The 20,191-nt window shown below is 71.2% G+C and carries 24 protein-coding genes and 1 riboswitch; of the genes, 13 read left to right on the top strand and 11 right to left on the bottom strand.

The features are described from left to right. Window positions 1-71: 71 nt before the first annotated feature. A complete protein-coding gene (locus OG485_RS08880; protein WP_328665605.1) occupies window positions 72-1,196 on the top strand; it encodes an 8-amino-7-oxononanoate synthase in 1,125 nt (374 codons plus the stop codon). Window positions 1,197-1,271: 75 nt separating this feature from the next. Here OG485_RS08880 and OG485_RS08875 read toward each other — a convergent pair whose 3' ends face one another. Together OG485_RS08875 and OG485_RS08870 are read right to left on the bottom strand one after the other, a co-directional pair. Beyond that, window positions 1,272-1,496 carry a DUF397 domain-containing protein gene (locus OG485_RS08875; RefSeq protein WP_328665603.1) on the bottom strand — a complete coding sequence of 75 codons (225 nt, stop codon included), beginning with the start codon at window positions 1,494-1,496 and terminating at the stop codon, window positions 1,272-1,274. A gap of 11 nt (window positions 1,497-1,507) precedes the next feature. After that, entirely contained in the window at window positions 1,508-2,365 is an 858-nt protein-coding gene (locus OG485_RS08870) for a helix-turn-helix domain-containing protein (RefSeq protein ID WP_328665602.1), read from the bottom strand. Window positions 2,366-2,577: 212 nt separating this feature from the next. Here OG485_RS08870 and OG485_RS08865 point away from each other — a divergent pair, with 212 nt between their 5' ends. Beyond that, window positions 2,578-3,036 (top strand): ATP-binding protein, encoded by a 459-nt coding sequence (locus OG485_RS08865; RefSeq protein WP_326789129.1) that lies wholly within the window; start codon window positions 2,578-2,580, stop codon window positions 3,034-3,036. Window positions 3,037-3,112: 76 nt separating this feature from the next. Here the strand turns inward: OG485_RS08865 and OG485_RS08860 are convergent, their stop codons facing one another. Next, window positions 3,113-4,075, bottom strand: a complete 963-nt coding sequence (locus OG485_RS08860) for a LysR family transcriptional regulator (RefSeq protein ID WP_328665599.1) — start codon at window positions 4,073-4,075, stop codon at window positions 3,113-3,115. Between the two features lie 109 nt (window positions 4,076-4,184). Between OG485_RS08860 and OG485_RS08855 the strand changes: the two genes are divergently transcribed. Next, entirely contained in the window at window positions 4,185-4,826 is a 642-nt protein-coding gene (locus tag OG485_RS08855) for a LysE family translocator (RefSeq protein WP_328665597.1), read from the top strand. Window positions 4,827-4,896: 70 nt separating this feature from the next. On the opposite strand, the gene OG485_RS08850 is transcribed toward OG485_RS08855, so the two are convergent. The 3 genes from OG485_RS08850 to OG485_RS08840 form a co-directional block, all read right to left on the bottom strand. Continuing rightward, window positions 4,897-5,370, bottom strand: coding sequence for a C40 family peptidase (locus tag OG485_RS08850; protein WP_326789132.1), 474 nt, complete (start codon window positions 5,368-5,370; stop codon window positions 4,897-4,899). Between the two features lie 3 nt (window positions 5,371-5,373). Further along, a riboswitch (cyclic di-AMP (ydaO/yuaA leader) is annotated at window positions 5,374-5,546 on the bottom strand. A 360-nt stretch (window positions 5,547-5,906) separates the two neighbouring features. Next, window positions 5,907-6,212, bottom strand: a complete 306-nt coding sequence (locus OG485_RS08845) for a hypothetical protein (protein ID WP_328665594.1) — start codon at window positions 6,210-6,212, stop codon at window positions 5,907-5,909. 7 nt (window positions 6,213-6,219) lie between these two features. Then, window positions 6,220-6,855, bottom strand: a complete 636-nt coding sequence (locus OG485_RS08840) for an ATP-dependent Clp protease proteolytic subunit (RefSeq protein ID WP_328665592.1) — start codon at window positions 6,853-6,855, stop codon at window positions 6,220-6,222. A gap of 185 nt (window positions 6,856-7,040) precedes the next feature. Here OG485_RS08840 and OG485_RS08835 point away from each other — a divergent pair, with 185 nt between their 5' ends. From OG485_RS08835 to OG485_RS08800, 8 genes are all read left to right on the top strand, one after another. Further along, complete coding sequence (locus OG485_RS08835; RefSeq protein ID WP_328674285.1) at window positions 7,041-7,319, top strand: type II toxin-antitoxin system Phd/YefM family antitoxin; 279 nt, start codon at window positions 7,041-7,043, stop codon at window positions 7,317-7,319. A 420-nt stretch (window positions 7,320-7,739) separates the two neighbouring features. Continuing rightward, window positions 7,740-8,042, top strand: coding sequence for an urease subunit gamma (locus OG485_RS08830; RefSeq protein WP_326789136.1), 303 nt, complete (start codon window positions 7,740-7,742; stop codon window positions 8,040-8,042). A gap of 15 nt (window positions 8,043-8,057) precedes the next feature. Next, the gene (locus OG485_RS08825) at window positions 8,058-8,369 is read left to right on the top strand and encodes an urease subunit beta (RefSeq protein ID WP_328665589.1); all 312 of its coding nucleotides are present in this window, start codon (window positions 8,058-8,060) and stop codon (window positions 8,367-8,369) included. Continuing rightward, window positions 8,362-10,083: an urease subunit alpha gene (locus tag OG485_RS08820; RefSeq protein WP_328665587.1), complete on the top strand. Its 1,722-nt coding sequence runs from the start codon at window positions 8,362-8,364 to the stop codon at window positions 10,081-10,083. The genes OG485_RS08825 and OG485_RS08820 overlap by 8 nt, the downstream gene beginning before the upstream one ends. Next, window positions 10,083-10,757, top strand: a complete 675-nt coding sequence (locus OG485_RS08815; protein ID WP_328665585.1) for an urease accessory protein UreF — start codon at window positions 10,083-10,085, stop codon at window positions 10,755-10,757. Before OG485_RS08820 ends, OG485_RS08815 begins: the two co-directional genes overlap by 1 nt. A gap of 346 nt (window positions 10,758-11,103) precedes the next feature. Continuing rightward, entirely contained in the window at window positions 11,104-11,781 is a 678-nt protein-coding gene (ureG, locus tag OG485_RS08810; protein WP_328665583.1) for an urease accessory protein UreG, read from the top strand. Continuing rightward, window positions 11,769-12,536: an urease accessory protein UreD gene (locus tag OG485_RS08805; RefSeq protein WP_328665582.1), complete on the top strand. Its 768-nt coding sequence runs from the start codon at window positions 11,769-11,771 to the stop codon at window positions 12,534-12,536. Before ureG ends, OG485_RS08805 begins: the two co-directional genes overlap by 13 nt. A gap of 168 nt (window positions 12,537-12,704) precedes the next feature. Beyond that, window positions 12,705-14,315: an alpha/beta hydrolase gene (locus tag OG485_RS08800; protein WP_328665579.1), complete on the top strand. Its 1,611-nt coding sequence runs from the start codon at window positions 12,705-12,707 to the stop codon at window positions 14,313-14,315. Window positions 14,316-14,384: 69 nt separating this feature from the next. Here OG485_RS08800 and OG485_RS08795 read toward each other — a convergent pair whose 3' ends face one another. The 5 genes from OG485_RS08795 to OG485_RS08775 all read right to left on the bottom strand — a co-directional run bounded on the left by OG485_RS08795 (window position 14,385) and on the right by OG485_RS08775 (window position 18,967). Continuing rightward, window positions 14,385-15,398 (bottom strand): NAD-dependent epimerase/dehydratase family protein, encoded by a 1,014-nt coding sequence (locus OG485_RS08795; protein WP_328674284.1) that lies wholly within the window; start codon window positions 15,396-15,398, stop codon window positions 14,385-14,387. A gap of 55 nt (window positions 15,399-15,453) precedes the next feature. Continuing rightward, on the bottom strand, window positions 15,454-16,179 hold the full coding sequence (locus OG485_RS08790) for a lysophospholipid acyltransferase family protein (RefSeq protein ID WP_328665577.1): 726 nt from the start codon (window positions 16,177-16,179) through the stop codon (window positions 15,454-15,456). A gap of 99 nt (window positions 16,180-16,278) precedes the next feature. Next, entirely contained in the window at window positions 16,279-17,529 is a 1,251-nt protein-coding gene (gene rocD / locus OG485_RS08785; protein WP_328665575.1) for an ornithine--oxo-acid transaminase, read from the bottom strand. Then, on the bottom strand, window positions 17,526-18,338 hold the full coding sequence (gene ddaH / locus OG485_RS08780; protein ID WP_328665573.1) for a dimethylargininase: 813 nt from the start codon (window positions 18,336-18,338) through the stop codon (window positions 17,526-17,528). Before ddaH ends, rocD begins: the two co-directional genes overlap by 4 nt. A gap of 125 nt (window positions 18,339-18,463) precedes the next feature. Next, on the bottom strand, window positions 18,464-18,967 hold the full coding sequence (locus OG485_RS08775) for an Lrp/AsnC family transcriptional regulator (RefSeq protein ID WP_326789146.1): 504 nt from the start codon (window positions 18,965-18,967) through the stop codon (window positions 18,464-18,466). A 98-nt stretch (window positions 18,968-19,065) separates the two neighbouring features. Here OG485_RS08775 and OG485_RS08770 point away from each other — a divergent pair, with 98 nt between their 5' ends. After that, window positions 19,066-19,821 carry a LytR/AlgR family response regulator transcription factor gene (locus OG485_RS08770; protein WP_328665571.1) on the top strand — a complete coding sequence of 252 codons (756 nt, stop codon included), beginning with the start codon at window positions 19,066-19,068 and terminating at the stop codon, window positions 19,819-19,821. A 10-nt stretch (window positions 19,822-19,831) separates the two neighbouring features. Beyond that, window positions 19,832-20,191, top strand: a complete 360-nt coding sequence (locus OG485_RS08765) for a hypothetical protein (protein ID WP_328665568.1) — start codon at window positions 19,832-19,834, stop codon at window positions 20,189-20,191.

The following is a 20,191-nucleotide window of genomic DNA, read 5'->3' as shown; positions in this document are numbered from 1 at the left end:
AGCGACCGCTAGGGTCTGTGCACTGCCTACAAATCACCGCCACCGCGCATGCGGCGAGACCCGGAGGACACATGGCGTTCGGCTGGATCGACGAGCAGGCCGAGGCGCGCCGCAGGGCCGGACTCGTACGAACGCTGCGCCCGCGTCCCGCGGACTCGCCGCTCCTCGACCTCGCGAGCAACGACTACCTCGGGCTCGCCCGCCACCCGGAGGTCACCGAGGGCGCGGCCGCGGCCGCGCGCCGGTGGGGCGGCGGCGCGACGGGCTCCCGGCTCGTCACCGGCACCACCGAACTCCACGGCGAGCTGGAACGCGAACTGGCCGACTTCTGCGGCTTCGAGTCCGCGCTCGTCCTGTCCTCGGGCTACGCGGCCAACCTCGCGGCCGTCACCGCGCTCGCGCCGCACGGCTCGCTGGTCGTCTCCGACGCCGGCAACCACGCCTCCCTGATCGACGGCTGCCGGCTCGCCCGCGGCACCACACAGGTGGTCTCCCACGTGGACCCCGACGCCGTGCGCAAGGCGCTCGGCACCCACGACGGACCCGCGGTCACGGTCTCCGACACGGTCTTCTCGGTGGACGGCGACGCGGCCCCGCTCGCCGAACTCGCCCTGGCCTGCCGGGAGTACGGCGCCGGACTCATCGTCGACGACGCGCACGGGCTCGGTGTCCTGGGCCGCGGCGGCAGGGGTGCTCCGCACGCCGCGGGGCTCGCGGGGGACCCGGACGTCGTCGTGACCGTCACGCTCTCCAAGTCGCTCGGGAGCCAGGGCGGCGCCGTCCTCGGCCCGGCGGCCGTCATCGACCATCTGATCAACGCGGCGCGCACCTTCATCTTCGACACGGGCCTGGCGCCCGCGGCGGCGGGCGCGGCGCTGGCGGCGCTGCGGCTGCTGCGCCGTGAACCGGAGCGGGCGGCGCGGGCGCGCGCGGTGGCCAGGGCACTGCACACGCGGCTGACGGCGGAGGGCCTCTCCGCGGTGCGACCGGACGCCGCGGTCGTCTCCGTGCGGGCACCGTCCCCCGAACGGGCGGTGCGATGGGCGGCCGACTGCCGCGAGGCGGGCCTCGCTGTCGGCTGTTTCCGTCCCCCGTCGGTGCCCGACGGCGTTTCGCGACTGCGGCTGACGGCCCGCGCGGACCTCTCCGAGGAGCAGATCGAGCACGCGGTGGACGTGATCAGCCGGAACCGGTGAACCGGTGGAGCGATCGGCCGGTGGTCCGCCGGAGCGGCCGGCCGGTGATCTGTCGGAGCGGTGATCCGTGCGGGGTCAGTCCAGCCTGGTGATGAACCCCTTCCAGACGTCCGGGGTGAACAGCAGGGCGGGTCCCGCCGTGTTCTTGGAATCGCGCACCGCGACCATTCCGGACCAGGGTCCGGTGCTCGGGCGTGCCGTCTCGACGCAGTTGTTCATCCCGGTACTGCGGCTGCTGCGCAGCCATCGCACAGGGTGCAGTGAAGTGCTGGAAGGTACGTACCGAGGCATTGCTGACATGACGTGCCTCCTTACGCGCCGTCACCTATCACGGCGATGTAGTCCAACGAGTCCTCGGGCGAAAGGGCGTGGAACTGAAGGGTGTTGAAGGCCTCGGTGTAGGCCTGGAGGTCTTCTTTCCGTTCGAGATAGAGGCTACTCGTCAAGTGGTCGAGAACAACCACATCCAGATCGGTTGTGTTCGGAAATGAGAAAATAACGAAAGGCCCGGTAACTCCGATGTGTGCCCCGGCGGCGAACGGCAGTACCTGGAGCCGTACTTGGGGCAGGGCGGCGGCCTCCCGCAGCCGCCGCAGTTGGCTCGCCATGACGTCGGGGCCGCCGACCTCCCGCCGCAACACCGCCTCGTCCAGGACGGCGGACAGCTCCAGCGGCGGGTTCGAGCGCAGGACGTCCTGCCGGGCCAGGCGCACCTCGACCAGGGCGTCGAGCTTGCTCTCCTCCAGACCGTCCACGGCGGCCCGCGTGACCGCGCGGGCGTACTCCGGCGTCTGCAGCAGTCCGGGTACGACAGAGGTCTCCAGGGTGCGCATGGCGCTGGCGCCCGACTCCAGGCTGATGAAGTCGCGGTAGGCGGGCGGAAGCACACCGCGGTACGCGTGCCACCAGTGGTGGCGCCCGTTGCCCTCGGATCCGGCCAATACGACGAGAAGTTCACGCAGTTCGGGATCATCGACGCCGTACGCGTGCAACAGGCGCTCCACATCGGCCGGTTTCACCCCGCTGGTGCCGGTTTCGATGCGGCTCACCTTCGACTGGTGCCAGCCGAGCAGGCGGGCCGCCTCACCGCTCGTGAGGCCCGTACCCGCGCGGAGCGCGCGCAGTTCGGCACCGAGCTTGCGGCGGCGCACCGCGGGACCGTGCTGCATGACTGTTCTCCTTACTCCTTCCAAGTCGCCCGAATATGCTCTGCCGACGCAGAGTTCACCGCATCGAGCGACAGATATATGCATTAGTCGGTGGATCGCACCCGCGACCGGCCCGGTAATGGCAGTCTGGCGCAAGCACCAGTCCGGGACCGTACTCGAACCATCCGCTCGGTGTCGGGCTCCGGTCCCGTGGGAAAGGGACGAACGTCGCCATGGCAGACCATCAGGAAGCATCCGTCACCCTGCCGAGCGAACCGGTCTCGGTTTCCGTGGCCCGTAAATTCGTCGCCGAAGTGCTGTCCGAATGGGGCCTGCCGGGCGACTGCGAAGTCGCCGAGACCGTCCGTCTGATCGTGTCCGAACTGGCCACCAACGCCGTCCAGCACACGTTCGGGCAGTCACCCACCTTCACGGTCGGCGTGCGCCTCGACCGGGAGGAGCGTCTGCGTATCGGTGTCACCGACAGCCATCCGCGTTTTCCGAAGCGGCTGCCCGCGGCCGTCCAGCAGGACAACGGCCGCGGCATGGTGATCATCCGCTGGCTGGCCGCCGAGTGCGGCGGCAGGCTCACCGTCGTGCCGACCCGGGAGGGCGGCAAGACGGTCTCCATCGAACTCCCGTGGACGGTCCCCGTCCAGCCGGTGCCGGCGGGGTGGCCGGAAGAGCCCTAGGGTCCGATCCAGACGGCAGACCCCAGGGGGATCCCGGGATCGACGCAGACCTGACGGAGTCGTACCAGGAGTCGCACTAGAGGATGTTGTCCCGACGCCCCCGGGTCTCCGGCCGGCCGGAGAGCCGGTGCCTTCCGGCTCGTCCGAACGCCCCGCGCAGCAGGGCGCGGAACGCGTCGGCAGCGGGGACCGTGACATCCGCCCGGTGGACGACCGAGATCGTGCGGCGCAGGTCTCCCGGCTCCAGCAGCCGGGCGCTCACCGGCGTCGCCGCGGTCGCCGCCACCATCTCGGGCACGACCGCGACCCCGAGCCCGGCACTGACCAGCGCGCACACCAGGGCGTACACCGGTGTCTCGACGAGCACCGCCGGTGTGGCCCCCGCCCGGGCGAGCGCGGCCTCCACACCCTGCCGGGGAGGGTGGTGCGGGGCCATGCTGATCAGCGGCTGTCCGGCGAGCTCGGTGAGCGGCAGCCGTGCCGTACCGTCCGCGAGGAGGTGGCCGGGAGCGGTCACCAGCACCAGCTCCTCGACGAGGAGCGGCTCGACGCCCACGGACGACGGGACCGGTACCGGCGCGGCGGGCCGGTAGGTGTGCGTGAGGGCCAGGTCCACCTCGCCGGCCGCGACCGCCGCGATCCCGAGCGGGGGCTCGTAGTCGGCGACCGCGAGCGCCACGTCCGGGTGGGCCCGGCGAAAGGCGCTGAGTACCGGCGGGAGCAGATGGGTGCCCGCCGTCTGGAAGGTGCCGAGCCGCAGCGTGCCGCCCGACAGTCCCGTCAGACCGGCCAGTTCGTGCCGGGCCAGCTCCATCTCGTCGAGGACCCGGCGGGCCCGTACGACCAGCAGTTCACCCGCGTCGGTGAGCCGCGTTCCGCGGTGGGAGCGCACCAGCAGCGTCGCCCCCGCCTCCCGCTCCAGCTTCGCCACCTGCTGGGACAGCGCCGGCGGGGTGTATCCGAGGCGCTCGGCGGCCCGGGTGATCGACCCCGCCTCGGCGACCGCCACCAGCGCCGCGAGCCGTGTCGGGTCGTACATCGCGGCCTCCCGGGACCGGTGGCACGCCGCCCGGCCTAAACGATTGCTTAAGGCCCGCCCAGGATATTCGACATACCTGCTGAAGGCCCGCTCCGGGCAGCCTGGACGCATGGACGCACAGCTCATCGCCTTCACAGGTGTCGCCGCGGGGATGGTCGCCATGCCGGGCGCGGACTTCACCGTCGTCGTACGCAACGCACTCGTCTCGCGCCGTGCCGGGGTCGCCTGCGCCCTCGGCATCGCGGGCGGCCTGCTCGTCCACACCGCGCTCGCCGTCGCCGGGGTCGCCGCGGTCCTCACCGCCGTGCCCACGCTGTTCCGGACGCTCCAGCTGCTCGGCGGCGGCTATGTGCTGTACCTGGGCCTGCGCACGCTCCACTCGCTGTACCGTCCGCGCGGCGCGGCGGCTGACGGACCGGCGGGCGAGGGGGCAGTGACCGAGGGGGCGGGCCCGCGTCCGCTGCGGCAGGGGTTCGTCACCAACGTGCTCAACCCGAAGGCGCCCGTCACCTTCCTGAGCCTGCTGCCGCAGTTCGTGCCCGCGGGCAGCGCGGTGGTGCCGCGGACGCTGGTGCTCGCGCTGATCGTGGTCGTCCTGGCCCTGGTGTGGTTCCCGGCGGTCGCGCTGCTGGTCGACCGGCTCGGACGGTGGCTGCGCGGGCCGCGTGCCGCGCGCGCCGTGGCGGGGGCCACCGGCGGCGCTCTCACCGTTCTGGGCGTCGTCCTGGTGCTGGAGCCGCTGAGGAGCTGAGAGGGCGTCGGGCGGCCCGTGGAGGGCCCGCTCCGGGGCGGCGGCACGCGCCGCCGCCCCGGGCGAAAGGTCAGCCGACCCTGCCGTACCAGACGCTTCTCGTCCAGATCTTCTGGAGCTTCACCACTTCCCCGGTCTTCGGAGAGTGCCAGATCTTCCCCTTCCCGGCGTAGATACCGACGTGGTACACGTTCCGGCCGGAGTGGAAGAACACGAGGTCACCGGCCTTGCGGTGTGAGGCCGAGACGTGGTGCGTCTTGTTGTACTGGGCCGCGGCCGTACGAGGCAGCTTCTTGCCCGCCTTCTTGTACGAGTAGAGCGTGAGCCCGGAGCAGTCGAAGCGGTGAGGTCCCGTGGCGCCCCACTGGTAGGGGGAGCCGTGCTTCGATGCCGCGACGTGGAGTGCCCTCGTCGCAAGAGTGGCCGCCTCGGCGTCCGGCGCGGCGCCGGGTACCACGAGGCTGCCGCCCACCGCGGCAAGGGTGAGGGCCGAGGCCGTACCGGCCCGGGTCCACAGCGACGGGACACGATTGAGCGCAGTCATGCGCAACCCTTCGTCAGCCGCCTGTGAAGGATGACCTGTCGGATTCGGGCTGGCGAAGTTGCCCGGCCGCTGTTGCGGCTTCACCCCAAGGACCGCCCGGAACTGTTCCGGCGGCCCGTCTAGCTGGGTCCTCCACTCCTGCCGATCCACTTCTGTCGACCGGGCATCCGGGCGGCGGCAGGACTCGGCGTCCGCCCGGACCGCCCCGCCGCTGTGGCGGGGGCTTGTCGTCGGAAGGGATCTTCACTCATGGGAGTAGGAAAATCCGAGCGGAACCGGTGTTTTGTGGGCTTACTCACCACTCACCCGTTCGAGTGAACACCCCTCCGTTCGAGCACGTGTTGGGGACGTGGATGAGGCCCGCACCTGCGACGACGGGCCTCATCCGGCCTTCGGACGCCGCGTGTTGCGCAACTCGGAGGGGTCGTAGAAAGGTTGGGCGAATACGCCAACGGGGGGTACACCATCCGGTCCGTTTGAGTCGCGGTCCGGACGTCGGCGGCCACGGCGCGTACCGGCCTTCCGGTGCGGGTCCGTCAACTGCCGGACTCGGGCGGCAAGGTGACCCGGTTCGCCCGCCGCTCCCCGTCGAGCACCCGCAGGGCCTGGGCCAGCGTCGGGGCGTGCACCTCGCTCTCGCCCCGCTGGTGCATCAGCGTGAGAGCGTCCCGCAGGGCCGCCGCCTTGCCGACCAGTGCCTGAGCCGCCCTCAGGCCGCGATAGGTGTCTCCGGGACGGGACGGGTTGATACGGCCGACCAGGTCGACCACGTCGAGATAGCGGTCGATCAGCTCGGCCTCGGCGCGGGTCAGCGCGGGCAGCGGGGGGAGGTCCGGGATCATCGGCCGCTCACCTCGCGCCGGGCGTCTCGTGCGAGGCCCTGCGGCTCGGGACGATCCGGTCGATCAGCCCGTAGGCCAGTGCCGCCGGAGCGTCGAAGATCTTGTCCCGCTCGATGTCCGCGGCGACCCGCTCCGGGCTCCGCCCCGTATGCCGTACGAGCATGTCCTCGAGGATCTCGCGGGTGCGCAGCAACTCCCCGGCCCGGATGACCAGGTCGCTCGTCTGTCCCTGGACCGGCTCCGGGACCGACGGCTGGTGCAGGAGGACGCGCGCTCCCGGCAGGGCGAGCCGCTTGCCCGGGGTGCCGCCGGCCAGCAGGACGGCCGCAGACGACGCCGCCTGGCCGAGGCAGACCGTCTCCACGTCGCAGGTGACGAACCGCATCGTGTCGTAGATCGCGGTCATCGCGCTGAAGGAGCCGCCCGGGGAGTTGATGTACAGCGAGATGTCCTGCTCGGGCGCCTGGTGTTCGAGGTACACGAACTGCGCCATCACGTCGTTCGCCGACGTGTCGTCGATCGGTGTCCCGAGGAACACGATCCGCTCGCTGAGCAGCTTCGAGTACGGATCCAGGGTCCGGTGCCCCGAGCTCGTGCGTTCGGTGAACTCCGGCAGGACATGGCGGGCGGACGGGCTGCGCATGGCGCGCCTCCTCAGATCGACGTCTGTAAAAAATGTACAGGACGTACGTCTCCGGGGGAGGGGACATGCTGAGAGCGAAATCGGCCCTGCCCCTGTCCGGGGACCGTCCGAGCGGTGCCGTACGCGGCCGGACGGAGGATCCCGAGCCCCGCGGCGCGCGGGAGGCCCGGTCTAAGCTGGACGTCATGGCCTACGAGATTCCGGTGACGCAAGCCAGGGCTGAGCTCGCCGAACTGATCAACCGCGTCGTGTACGGCGGTGAGCGCGTCGTCGTGACGCGGCACGGCAAGCCGCTCGTCGCCCTGGTCTCGGCCGCCGACCTGGAGCGCCTCGAAGAACTCCCGGACCCCGCGGACGGCCAGGTGATCAGCTCCCTGTCCAGCGTCCGGGAGGTGGCGTCGGCGCCCCGCGAGCGCCAGCGGTTCGGCATCGCGGCGGAGCACCGCGGGCCCAGCGCTTCCTAGGTCCCCTGGCGGGTCACGTCTGCCCGTCGAGGCGCGTGCCGGGCGTCGTGACGAGGCGGACGCCGCCCGTTGGCGCACTGGCCGCCGACGTGACCGTGGCCGGTGCCGTGTCGTGCCGTGCCGTCACCGGTCGGCGGGGAGGATCCCCGCGAGTCGCCCGGTACGCCGTATACGGTCCTGTCCCCGACGGCCTCACGGCGTCCAGGGGTGCCACCCCGGCCCGGTCGGGCGGAACGGGGCAAGCGGGGCGGCATCGCGGACCCGAGGGGTTCACCCGGCCCGGCCCGGAAGGGATCACAGGCTGGTTAACGTCCTCGAAACTCCGGCCAACTAGCGTGCGCATCCACGCCACCAGGGGTTTTGGTGGCCACGGCCACCGGGCCCCGCACGGTCCGGAGCGAGGATGTGAGGTGGGACGCCGTGCAACTGACCCCGCACGAGCAGGAGAGGCTGCTGATCCATGTGGCGGCCGATGTCGCCGAGAAGCGCCGGGCCCGCGGACTGAAACTGAACCACCCCGAGGCCGTCGCCCTGATCACGTCGCACATCCTCGAGGGCGCCCGTGACGGCCGTACCGTCGCCGAGCTGATGTCCTCCGGGCGCAAGATCCTCACCCGGGACGACGTCATGACGGGCATCCCCGAGATGATCCACGACGTCCAGGTCGAGGCGACCTTCCCGGACGGAACCAAGCTGGTCACCGTCCACGACCCGATCGTCTGACGGAGGGCAAGCGCCGTGATTCCCGGAGAGTTCCTCTTCGCCGACGAACCCGTCGTGTTCAACGAGGGCCGTGAGACCACCCGGCTGACCGTTCTCAACGCCGCCGACCGCCCCGTTCAGGTCGGCTCCCACTACCACTTCGCCGAGGCCAATCCCGGTCTGGACTTCGACCGCGCCGCCGCGCACGGCAAGCGGCTCAACGTCGCCGCCGGGACCGCCGTGCGCTTCGAGCCCGGGATCCCCGTCGAGGTCGAACTCGTCCCGCTCGCCGGCGCCCGTGTGGTGCCCGGACTGCGCGGGGAGACCGGAGGTGCCCTCGATGCCTGAGATCTCGCGTGCCGCGTACGCCGACCTGTTCGGTCCGACGACCGGCGACCGTATCCGCCTCGCCGACACCGACCTGCTGATCGAGATCGAGGAGGACCGTTCCGGCGGGCCCGGACTCGCCGGCGACGAGGCGGTGTTCGGCGGTGGCAAGGTCATCCGCGAATCCATGGGCCAGGCACGCGCCACGCGCGCGGACGGCACCCCGGACACGGTCGTCACCGGTGTCGTGATCGTCGACCACTGGGGGATCGTCAAGGCCGACGTCGGCATGCGCGACGGCCGGATCTCCGGCATCGGCAAGGCCGGCAACCCGGACACCATGGACGGCGTCCATCCCGACCTGGTGATCGGCCCCGAGACCGAGATCATCGCGGGCAACGGGCGGATCCTGACCGCGGGCGCCATCGACGCGCACGTCCATCTGATCTGTCCGCAGATCGCCGACGAGGCCCTCGCCTCGGGCATCACGACGCTCGTCGGCGGCGGCACGGGACCCGCCGAGGGCTCCAAGGCGACCACCGTCACGCCCGGTCCCTGGCATCTGGCCCGGATGCTGGAGGCGATGGAGGGGTACCCGCTCAACTTCGGTCTGCTCGGAAAGGGCAACACCGTCTCGCACGAGGCGATGTTCTCGCAGATCCGGGGCGGCGCCCTCGGCCTGAAGATCCACGAGGACTGGGGTTCGACGCCCGCCGCGATCGACGCGGCCCTCACCGTCGCCGACCGCACCGGCATCCAGGTCGCCATCCACACCGACACGCTGAACGAGTCCGGGTTCGTCGCCGACACCCTCGCCGCCATCGCCGGACGCGGTATCCACGCCTACCACACGGAGGGTGCGGGCGGCGGGCACGCGCCGGACATCATGACCGTGGTCTCCGAGCCGTACGTCCTGCCCAGCTCGACCAACCCGACCCGGCCCTACACCGTCAACACCGCCGAGGAACACCTCGACATGCTGATGGTCTGCCACCACCTGAACCCGGCGGTGCCCGAGGACCTGGCCTTCGCCGAGTCCCGCATCCGGCCCTCGACCATCGGGGCCGAGGACATACTCCACGACCTCGGCGCCATCTCGATCATCTCCTCGGACTCCCAGGCCATGGGCCGTGTCGGGGAGGTCATCATGCGGACCTGGCAGACGGCCCATGTGATGAAGCGGCGCCGGGGCGCCCTGCCGGGCGACGGCCGCGCCGACAACCACCGCGTACGTCGCTATGTCGCCAAATACACGATCAACCCGGCGCTCGCGCAGGGACTCGCCCGCGAGATCGGCTCGGTGGAGACCGGCAAACTCGCGGACCTCGTGCTGTGGGAGCCCGCGTTCTTCGGGGTCAAGCCGCATCTCGTCATCAAGGGCGGAATGATCGCGTACGCGCAGATGGGCGACGCCAACGCGTCCATCCCGACACCGCAACCGGTCCTGCCCCGGCCGATGTTCGGGGCGATCGGGCGGGCCCCGGCCGCGAACTCCTTCAACTTCGTTGCACCGCTGGCCATCGAGGACGGGCTGCCGGAGCGGCTCTCGCTCGGCAAGCGGTTCGTCGCCATCGAGTCCACGCGGGCGGTGACCAAGGCCGACATGCGGGAGAACGACGCACGGCCCGAGGTGCGGATCGACCCCGACAGCTTCGCCGTGCACATCGACGGGGAGCTCGTCGAGGCGACTCCCGCCGCCGAACTGCCCATGGCCCAGCGTTACTTCCTCTTCTGATGTCCCGGGCAGCGCTCCTCGTCCTGTCCGACGGCCGCTTCCCCGCCGGAGGGCACGCGCACTCCGGCGGGGCCGAGGCGGCGGTCAGGGCCGGACGGATCACCGGAGCGGAGAACCTGGAGGACTTCTGCCGGGGGCGGCTGCACACGAGCGGACTCGTCTCGGCCGCACTGGCCGCGGCGGCCGCACTCGGGGTCGATCCGGTGGCCCTGGACGCGGCCGCCGACGCCCGTACGCCCTCGCTCGCCCTGCGGGTCACCGCGCGGCGGCTGGGACGGCAGTTGATGCGGGCGGCCAGAGCCACCTGGCCCTCCGGTGAACTCGACGCGCTGGCGCGGGAGTTCCCGAAGGGTGCGCATCAGCCGGTCGTGCTGGGCGTGGCCGCTCGGGCCGCCGGTCTCGGGCCCGAGGACGCCGCGTACTGCTCCGCGTACGAGTGCGTCAGCGGGCCCGCGTCGGCGACGGTGCGGCTGCTGAGCCTCGACCCGTTCGACGCGACGGCCGCGCTGGCCCGGCTCGCACCGGAACTGGACGTCGTCGCCCACGCGGCGGCGAGTGCGGCCCGGAGGGTCCTCGACGACGGCGTCGAGGCGCTTCCCGCGGCGTCGGCGCCACTGCTGGAGATCGGTGCGGAGGCGCACGCGGCCTGGCCGGTGCGGCTCTTCGCCTCCTAGCGGACGCGGGCCGCGGGCTCTCGGACCCCTCGGGAACCCGCGAACCGTCCCGCCGTCGGCTCCGGGCTCCCGGGTCCCCAGCACCTTCGCTTCGCGGACGTTCGTGGGACGTCACGCTCAAGGAGCAAGAAGCAAGGAGCAAGGAGCAAGGAGTCAGGAGCCCGGCGGCGGCCCGAAGTCGGACGGGGCCGCGTCCCCGGGGCATTCCGCCCCGCAGGTGTCGGTGCCCGTCGACCGGTCGGGGTCCCTGGCCTCCGGGGGAGCGTCACCGACTCCGTTTCCCACCCCCACCCCCACCCCCTCCCCACCCCAACACCCACGCCACGAACGAAGCTGGAGCCGTACCGTGCATCTCGACCACTCTCACCACGGGCCGTCCGCGGTCAGTGCCGACGCCCGACGGCCCGACGGAAGGCGCCGTGCCCTGCGCATCGGGCTCGGCGGCCCCGTCGGCTCCGGGAAGACCGCCACCGTCGCCGCGCTCTGCCGGGCGCTGCGCGACGAACTGTCCCTCGCCGTCGTCACCAACGACATCTACACCCGCGAGGACGCGGAATTCCTGCTGCGGGAGGCGGTACTGCCCCCCGAGAGGATCACCGCCGTCGAGACGGGCGCCTGCCCGCACACCGCGATCCGGGACGACATCTCCGCCAACCTCGAAGCGGTGGAGGACCTGGAGGACGAGATCGGGCCGCTGGATCTGATCCTCGTGGAGTCCGGCGGCGACAACCTCACCGCGACCTTCTCCAGGGGACTCGTCGACGCGCAGATCTTCGTGATCGACGTCGCGGGCGGGGACGACATCCCACGCAAGGGCGGGCCCGGTGTCACGACGGCCGACCTACTCGTCGTGAACAAGACCGACCTGGCGCCGTACGTGGGCTCCGACCTGGGGCGGATGGCCACCGACGCCAAGGCGCAGCGGGCCGAACTGCCCGTGGTCTTCCAGTCGTTGCGGACCGAGGCCGGCGTCACGGCGGTCGCCGGCTGGGTGCGGGAACGGCTCGCGGCGTGGACGGCGTGACGACGGCGGGAGTGCGCGCCACGGCGCGGATCGAGGCCAGGGACGACGGCCGGGGCGGGACCTCGCTGCCGGTGCTGGACGGAGAGGGGCCGCTCGCCCTGCGCCGGATCCGGAGCGGCGGTTCCGAGGCGCGCGTGATGCTGGTCGGGGCGATGAGCGGACCGCTCGGCGGCGATCACCTCGCCGTCGAGGCCCGGGTCGGTCCGGGCGCGCGACTGCGGGTCGGCTCGGCCGCCGCCACCATCGCGCTGCCCGGCCAGGCCAAAGGCGAGGCCCGCTACGACGTGCGCCTGAACGTGGCCGACGGAGGTGAACTGTGCTGGCTGCCCGAACAGTTGATCTCCGCGGGCGGCAGCGATCTCTCCGTCGCCTCGCGCATCGACCTCGAACCCGGCGCCCGGCTCGTCTTCCGGGAGGAACAGGTGCTCGGGCGCGTCGGTGAGGAACCCGGGCGGCTCACCAGCCGTCTCACCGTGCGACGCGGCGGACGGGCCCTGCTCGACCAGGAGGTGGCCTGCGGTCCGGGTGCGCCCGCCGGCTGGGACGGGCCCGCTGTCCTCGCCGGGCATCGGGCACTCGGACAACTCGTCGTCGTACGACCGGAGTTCGAGAGGGCGGCGCCGGCGGCGCGACCGCTCGGGGAGTACGCCGCGCTCACCCCGCTCGCCGGACCCGCCGTGCTCGTGACGGCACTCGCCCCCGACGCGCTGCTGCTGCGACGGGTGCTGGACGAGGCGCTGCGCGAACTTACGTGACGTCAATTATGTTGCTGCGAAAGGCCTTTCACATCTGGTTCACCGCTCACCGGAACACGTCGTACCGGCTATCGGATTGGTAAAGAACACCGGTCACGTCTGTTGCCGGGGACCTCACAGCAGAAAGGATCCTCGTACCAATCGCAATGATGTACGGGGAGGTCACACTTGAGGTCCAAGAGACCGACGAAACGGGTGGCAGCGCTCGGTTCGGCCGGAGCGCTCGTCACCGCGACCCTGATAGCCGGAGCCGTCGCCGCTCCGTCGGCCACCGCCGACTCGCGGGACGGCCGGAGCTACGGGCAGAGCCGCGAGCAGCGCGGAGCGGCCGTCGCCGCCGAGCGGGCCGCCAAGGCCGGGATCGACTGGCAGGACTGCCCGGCCGACTGGGGCTTCGAGAAGCCGATCCAGTGCGGCTGGGTGAGCGTGCCGCTGGACTACGCGCACCCTTACGGCAAGCAGATCAAGCTGGCCGTGGACCGCATCGGGAACACCGGTACCAAGGAGGAGCGCCAGGGCGCGCTCGTCTACAACCCGGGCGGCCCCGGTGGCTCCGGCATGCGCTTCCCGCGCCGGGTCACCACCAAGGCCCCGCTGTGGGCGAACACCGCCAAGGCGTACGACTTCGTGGGCTTCGACCCGCGCGGAGTCGGCCACTCGGCGCCCATCTCCTGCATCGACCCGCAGGAGTTCGTCAAGGCGCCCAAGGCGGACCCGGTCCCGGACTCCGAGGCCGACAAGCGGGCCCAGCGCAAGCTGGCCGCGGAGTACGCCGACGGCTGCGCCGAGCGCAGCGGCAAGGCCGTGCTGGCGCAGATGACCACGCCCAACACGGCACGCGACCTCGACGTCATCCGGGCCGCGCTCGGCGAGAAGAAGCTCAACTACCTGGGCGTCTCCTACGGCACCTACCTCGGCGCCGTCTACGGCACGCTGTTCCCGGGCCACGTGCGCCGCATGATCGTCGACAGCGTCGTCAACCCGTCGCGCGACAACATCTGGTACCAGGCCAACCTGGAGCAGGACGTCGCCTTCGAGGGCCGCTGGAAGGACTGGGAGGACTGGGTCGCCAAGAACGACGCGGCCTTCCACCTCGGTGACACCCGCGCCAAGGTGCAGGACCAGTGGCTGAAGCTGCGTGCCACCGCGAAGAAGAGCCCGCTGGGCGGAGTCGTCGGCCCCGCCGAGCTGATCTCCTTCTTCCAGAGCGCTCCGTACTACGACTCCTCGTGGGTGCCGGTCGCCTCGGTGTTCAGCAAGTACGTCGCCGGTGACACCCAGGCGCTCGTCGACGCCGCGTCCCCCGACCTCACGGACACGGCGGGCAACATCTCCTCGGAGAACGGCAACGCCGTGTACACGGCCGTCGAGTGCACCGACGCGCAGTGGCCCACCAGTTGGAAGAAGTGGGACCGGGACAACACCCGACTTGACGCCGAATATCCCTTTATGACCTGGGCCAACGCATGGATGAACCTTCCGTGTGCCACCTGGGGGGTCAAGCAGCAGTCCCCGGTGGAGGTGAAGACCGGCAAGGGCCTGCCCGCCGTCCTCATCGTGCAGTCCACCAATGACGCCGCCACTCCGTACGTCGGTGCCGTCGAGCTGCACAAGCGGTTCAAGGGCTCCCGCCTGATCACCGAGCAGGGCGCGGGCTCGCACGGTGTGACCGGACTGGTCAACCCGTGCATCAACGGGCGGGTGGACTCCTACCTGCTCACCGGCAAGACGGACGCCGCCGACGTGACGTGCACGCCGCACGCCACTCCGCAGCCGTAGTACTCGCCCACGAGGGGGCGGCCGGTCCGACCGGCCGCCCCCTTTGGCGTACGCCGTGACGGCGCCGCCTCAGGGGGAGAGCCAGGCGTCCTCCGCCGCGTAGTCGAAGAGGTCCCCGTAGTTCCTGGCCATCGCGGGATACGCCTCACGCCAGTCCTTCCCCGCGAGCTGCCGCTCGATCGAGGCGACCGTCTCCGGGAGCCTGTCGGCGTACCGGGTCACGGGGCGGTAGCCCAGCTCCCTCTCGGCGGCGCTCATGTCGCAGACCACGGGCAGGGGGACCGACCAGGGGGTGTCGCCGACCGTCGGGGACGGGGGAGGCCCGTCGACGAGAACGTCCTCCGTCCGGGTGCCCATCACCGCGTCGACGGCCCGGACGATCTCCGCCACGGTCGGCGCGTCGGGGTCGCAGGCGTTCAGGACGCGCGAGCCCGGTCGTGCGGCGGCCAGCCGGATCAGCTCGGCGAGGGTGTGGACGCTCACCGGATGGAAACGGCTCGCGCCGCCGTACGCGAGGATCCGCCTGCGGCGTCCGTCCAGATTGCGCTTGACGGCATACAGCTCGCGGGGCGTGCGGCCGTACGGGCCGTGGACGGCTCCCGCCCGCAACAGCGTCGTCGGCAACCGGTCGCCCGCGGCGAGGAGTTCACGCTCCAGGGCCGCCTTGCGTGTGCTGTACGTGCCCTCACCGGGTCGCACGGTCCCCTGGCTCTCCGGGATCGGCACGGGATACGCGGGGAAGCCGTCCGGCTCCGACTGCGTGTCGAACCCGCGCCCCTTGTCGTCCTCGTACACCGACACGCTGGAGATGACGACGGCCGAGCCCACCCGGCCGGCGAGCCCCGTCAACTGCCGCGCGTGGTCCGCTCCGTACGCGACGATGTCCACGAGCACGTCGCAGCCGTCGCCGACCGCCGCGGCCAACGCGGTGCCGTCCTCCCGGTCGAGCGCCGCCGTGCGCACCTCGGCGGGCCAGCCGTCGTCGCGACGGCCGCCGCGCGAAGCGGCCGTCACCTCCCAGCCGTCCCGGGCGAGCGCCGTCACGGCCGCGCGTCCGATCTGTCCTGTCGCTCCGATCACCACAGCACGTCTCATACGCAAGAAACGTACAGGACGTACGTATGGGTTCCCGGTCGGGTCAACTCATCGGCATTCGGGGGAACTTGCGGCTCGCCTCGGCCCTCTCCGCCGCTTCCTCGGCCTTGACCTCGCCCGCGTACCGGTCGACGTACTCCTGCTCGGAGAGCGACAGGATGGCGTACATGATCTCGTCGGTGATGGCGCGCAGGACGGCCTTCTCGCCCTCCATCCCGGCATAGCGCGAGAAGTCGAGCGGCTTGCCGAAGCGGATCACCACGGGGTGGATCCGCGGGAGCTTCCTGCCCGGGGGCTGGGCCTCGAAGGTGCCGATCATGGCGCAGGGGACGACCGGGGCCTGAGCCCGCAGGGCCATCACCGCGACACCCACCTTGCCCTTGTAGAGGCGTCCGTCGTGCGAGCGGGTGCCCTCGGGGTAGATCCCGAGCAGCTCGTCCTTGTTCAGCACGCCGAGGCCCTCGCGGATGGCGGCCTGTCCCGCTTCCTTGCCCGACCGGTCCACCGGAATCTGTCCGATGCTGCGGAAGAACGCCGCCGTCAGCCGCCCCTTGATGCCGGGTCCGGTGAAGTACTCGGCTTTCGCCAGGAAGGTGATCCGGCGCTTCAGGATCGCCGGCATCAGGAAGTGGTCCGCGAAGGACAGGTGATTGCCGGCCACGATGGCCCGGCCCGACGACGGTACGTGCTCAAGGCCCTCGATCCGGGGCCGGAAGGCCACTCGCAACAACGGACCCAGAAGCACGTACTTGAGCACGTAATAGAACACTGGGGCACTCCTCGTTTTCCCCGGGAGCGATCAGTGTAGGCGCGGCCGTCGCCGGGCGTAACCAGCGTGGTGTCACTCTCTGTGGCCACTTGGCCGGTATCAGACTCCTTGCGTCAGGACTTTCTCGAGAGACCCGAGAGCCGACCGGAGTTCCGCGGCCGTGATGGTCAGCGGCGGCGCCAGCCGGATGGTCGAACCGTGGGTGTCCTTGACCAGAATTCCCTCGTTCATCAGACCCTGGCTGATCTCGCGGCCCGTGCCGATGGAGGGATCGATGTCGACGCCCGCCCACAGCCCTCGTGACCGGAAGCCCTCCACACCCCGGCCCACCAGGGCCGTCAGCCCCTCCTGCAGCAAGGCGCCCAGCTCGGCCGCCGTGCGCTGGTACTCGCCGGTCTCCAGCAGGCCCACGACCGCCGATCCGACCGCCGCGGCCAGCGGATTGCCGCCGAAGGTGGAGCCGTGCTCACCCGGACGCAGCACGCTCAGCACGTCCCGGCGGCCGACGACCGCGGAGACCGGCACGATGCCGCCGCCCAGTGCTTTGCCGAGCAGCAGCAGGTCGGGGACGACCGACTCGTGCTCCACCGCCAGGGTGGTGCCGGTGCGGCCGAGCCCGGACTGGATCTCGTCCGCGACGAAGAGGCAGCCGGTGCGGCGGGTGAGCTCGCGGACGCCGGCGAGATAGCCGTCGTCCGGGATGACCACGCCCGCCTCGCCCTGGATGGGTTCGAGCAGCACCGCGGCCGTCGTCTCGTCGATCGCCGCTTCGAGCGCGGCCAGGTCGTTGTACGGCACGACCCGGAAGCCGGGCGTGAAGGGGCCGAAGCCGGTGCGGGCCGTCTCGTCGGTGGAGAAGCTGACGATCGTGGTGGTCCGGCCGTGGAAGTTGTCCGCCGCCACCACGATGGTGGCCCGGTCGGGCTCGACGCCCTTCACCTCGTACGCCCATTTGCGGGCCACCTTGATGGCGCTCTCCACCGCCTCGGCGCCCGTGTTCATCGGCAGGACCATGTCCAGGCCCGTCAACGCGGCCAGGGACTCGGCGAATCCGGCCAGCTGGTCGTTGTGGAAGGCCCGTGAGGTCAGGGTGAGCCGGTCGAGCTGGCGGTGCGCCGCCTCGATCAGCACCGGGTTGCGGTGGCCGAAGTTGAGCGCGGAGTAGCCCGCCAGCATGTCGAGATAGCGCCGCCCCTCCACATCCTCGACCCAGGTGCCCTCGGCATGCGCGACGACCACGGGCAGCGGGTGGTAGTTGTGCGCCAGGACGGGGCCCTCGGCCCGGATCAGTTCCTCGGAGCTGCGGGCGCCTGCGCCGGCGGGCTCGGTCGCACGGGCGGGAGCGGTCATGAACGGATCTCCTGTGTGCAGCACTTGATGCCGCCGCCGGCCTTGTGGAACTCCGACAGGTCGACGGGGACGGGGACGTAGCCGTGGCGGACGAGCTGGTCGGCGAGGGCCTCGGCGCGCGGCGCGATGAAGACATGGCGGCCGTCCGAGACGGAGTTGAGGCCGAAGGCGAGGGCGTCCTCACGGGTGGCGAGCACCGCGTCGGGGAACAGCCGGCTCAGCACCTCGCGGCTGCCCGGCGAGAACGCCTCCGGGTAGTACGCGATGTTGTCGTCGTCGAGGACGAAGAGCGCGGTGTCCAGGTGGTAGAAGTGCGGATCCACCAGGCGCAGGCCGATGACCGGGACGCCGAAGAACTCCTGGACCTCGCGATGGGCCTCGGGCGTGGTGCGAAAACCCGTACCGGCGAGGATGTAGCGGCGCGTCGGGACGAGGTCGCCCTCGCCCTCGCACACCGACTCCGGGCGGTAGACGTCGAAACCGGCCGTCTTGAACCAGGTCTCGTACGCGGTGGACTCGGGGCGGCGCTCGGGTGCGTGGAAGGACGAGCCGAAGACACGGCCGCCCAGGACGAGCGCGCAGTTCGCGGCGAAGACCATGTCGGGAAGCCCGGGGACCGGTTCGACGGAGTCGACGGTGTGGCCGTGCGCGCGATAGGCGCTGATCAGCGCCTGCCACTGATCTCGCGCGAGATCGACGTCCACGGGGGTGTCGGGACGCATCCATGGGTTGATCGCGTACTGCACGGCGAAGTGTCTGGGGTCGCAGACGAGGAAGCGCCGGGGGCGCGGCACACGGCTTTCGGACACAGAGAGGTTCCTCCGCTTCCTGCGGTGTCGGCTGGTGGGATGCCTCCACGGTAAGAAGCGAGGGCCAGGCACGACAAGCGACGAGAGCTGCGCATATACGCAGGACCGCTGCGTGATAGGCAGGTTCAGCGCACGTTTCCTGCGTCATCGGGAGCCGCGTGGGTCGCCCCGGCCTCCGGGGCCTCGGGCAGCAGATGGGACAGCACCATGTAGCTGACCGTCTTCCGGATGAACGGCTCCACCCGGATGCGCTCCAGGACCTCCTCGAAGTGCTCCACGTCGACGGCCCGTACATGGAGCAGCGCGTCAGCGCCCCCGGTCACCGTCATCGCCGCGGTGATCTCCGGATGGTTGCGCACCACCTCCGCGAGCCGCCTGGGCGGGGCGGCGCCCTCGCAGTACACCTCCACGTACGCCTCCGTGCGCCAGCCGAGCGCCGCGGGCTTCACCGTGGCGGTGAACCCGGTGATCACGCCGGTCTCGCGCAGCCGGTCGACACGGCGCTTGACCGCCGTCGCGGACAGTCCGATCGCCGCGCCGATCTCCGCGAAGCTCGTCCGGGCATTGGCCATCAGGGCGGTGATGATCTTGCGGTCGAGCTCGTCGAACATCGCGGGCTTGCTGCTCATTGGCGCACTGTATCCAGCGGCGGCCACCACCCGGCCGGCGCCGACGGCCGTGTCCCGCACATGTCCAGCCACGCGAATCGCTCCTACACTCCACTCTCATGCTGCGCGCGCTCGCCGTCGACGACGAACAACCCTCCCTCGAAGAGCTGCTGTATCTGCTCAACGCCGATCCCCGGGTCGGCAGCGCCGAGGGCGCGAGCGACGCGACCGAGGCGCTGCGCCGCATCAACCGGGCCCTCCAGTCGGGCCCCGGCGGCCCCGAGGCGATCGACGTCGTCTTCCTCGACATCCACATGCCCGGCCTGGACGGGCTCGACCTGGCCCGGCTGCTCGGCGGGTTCGCCCAGCCGCCGTTCGTCGTGTTCGTGACCGCCCACGAGGGGTTCGCCGTGCAGGCCTTCGAACTCAAGGCCGTCGACTACGTCCTGAAGCCCGTACGCCGCGAACGGCTCGCCGAGGCGGTCCGCAGGGCCGCCCAACTGCGGGACACCGCACCCCTGATCCCCGTCCACGAGCCCGACCCCGACCACATATCCGTCGAACTCGGCGGAGTGACACGCTTCGTGGCCGTCGAGGACATCACCCACGTCGAGGCCCACGGCGACTACGCCCGGCTGCACACCGCACAGGGCAGCCACCTGGTCCGCATCCCGCTGTCCACCCTCGAGGAACGCTGGCGCCCCCGCGGCTTCGTCCGCATCCACCGGCGTCACCTCGTCGCCCTGCGCCACATCGGCGAACTCCGCCTGGACGCGGGCACGGTGAGTGTCCTCGTCGACTCCGTCGAACTCCAGGTCAGCCGCCGGCACGCCCGCCAACTGCGCGATCTGCTGCTGCGCCGGACCACGAGCTGAGGAGCACCGCGTGCCGCAGGACCCCACCGAACGCCGCGTGGTCGTCACCGGAGCGCCCCGGCGCGCTCGCCGGACGTCCGGCTACTACCGGCCGAGGACCGAGATCGACGAACAGACCACCCTCGGCCACACCTATGTGCGTTCCCTGATGCGCAGTCAGCTCCGGGCCGCATGCGTCACGTTCGCCGTCCTGGTCCTGCTCGTCGGACCACTGCCGCTGGTCTTCGCCGCGATGCCGGACGGAGCCGCCCTGGAATGGGCCGTCCTCGGCTTCTGCCTCTACCCGCCGCTCGTGCTGCTCGCCCGCTGGTACGTACGGCGCGCGGAACGCAACGAGAGGGACCTCGTGCGCCTGGTCGAGGACCGCTGA

Source organism: Streptomyces sp. NBC_00328 (assembly GCF_036139655.1).
Taxonomy (GTDB): domain Bacteria; phylum Actinomycetota; class Actinomycetes; order Streptomycetales; family Streptomycetaceae; genus Streptomyces.
This window is presented reverse-complemented; position numbering and strand designations above follow the sequence as displayed.

What these genes read in the sequence shown, in the direction of transcription:
- OG485_RS08880 (WP_328665605.1), top strand. Translation starts at nt 72, where the DNA reads ATGGCGTTCGGCTGGATCGACGAGCAGGCCGAGGCGCGCCGCAGGGCC.
- OG485_RS08835 (WP_328674285.1), top strand. Translation starts at nt 7,041, where the DNA reads ATGGCCTACGAGATTCCGGTGACGCAAGCCAGGGCTGAGCTCGCCGAA.
- OG485_RS08770 (WP_328665571.1), top strand. Translation starts at nt 19,066, where the DNA reads ATGCTGCGCGCGCTCGCCGTCGACGACGAACAACCCTCCCTCGAAGAG.
- OG485_RS08860 (WP_328665599.1), bottom strand. Translation starts at nt 4,075, where the DNA reads ATGTACGACCCGACACGGCTCGCGGCGCTGGTGGCGGTCGCCGAGGCG.
- OG485_RS08850 (WP_326789132.1), bottom strand. Translation starts at nt 5,370, where the DNA reads ATGACTGCGCTCAATCGTGTCCCGTCGCTGTGGACCCGGGCCGGTACG.
- OG485_RS08870 (WP_328665602.1), bottom strand. Translation starts at nt 2,365, where the DNA reads ATGCAGCACGGTCCCGCGGTGCGCCGCCGCAAGCTCGGTGCCGAACTG.
- OG485_RS08875 (WP_328665603.1), bottom strand. Translation starts at nt 1,496, where the DNA reads ATGTCAGCAATGCCTCGGTACGTACCTTCCAGCACTTCACTGCACCCT.
- OG485_RS08815 (WP_328665585.1), top strand. Translation starts at nt 10,083, where the DNA reads ATGTCCCGGGCAGCGCTCCTCGTCCTGTCCGACGGCCGCTTCCCCGCC.
- OG485_RS08840 (WP_328665592.1), bottom strand. Translation starts at nt 6,855, where the DNA reads ATGCGCAGCCCGTCCGCCCGCCATGTCCTGCCGGAGTTCACCGAACGC.
- OG485_RS08855 (WP_328665597.1), top strand. Translation starts at nt 4,185, where the DNA reads ATGGACGCACAGCTCATCGCCTTCACAGGTGTCGCCGCGGGGATGGTC.
- rocD (WP_328665575.1), bottom strand. Translation starts at nt 17,529, where the DNA reads ATGACCGCTCCCGCCCGTGCGACCGAGCCCGCCGGCGCAGGCGCCCGC.
- OG485_RS08865 (WP_326789129.1), top strand. Translation starts at nt 2,578, where the DNA reads ATGGCAGACCATCAGGAAGCATCCGTCACCCTGCCGAGCGAACCGGTC.
- OG485_RS08845 (WP_328665594.1), bottom strand. Translation starts at nt 6,212, where the DNA reads ATGATCCCGGACCTCCCCCCGCTGCCCGCGCTGACCCGCGCCGAGGCC.
- OG485_RS08775 (WP_326789146.1), bottom strand. Translation starts at nt 18,967, where the DNA reads ATGAGCAGCAAGCCCGCGATGTTCGACGAGCTCGACCGCAAGATCATC.
- OG485_RS08820 (WP_328665587.1), top strand. Translation starts at nt 8,362, where the DNA reads ATGCCTGAGATCTCGCGTGCCGCGTACGCCGACCTGTTCGGTCCGACG.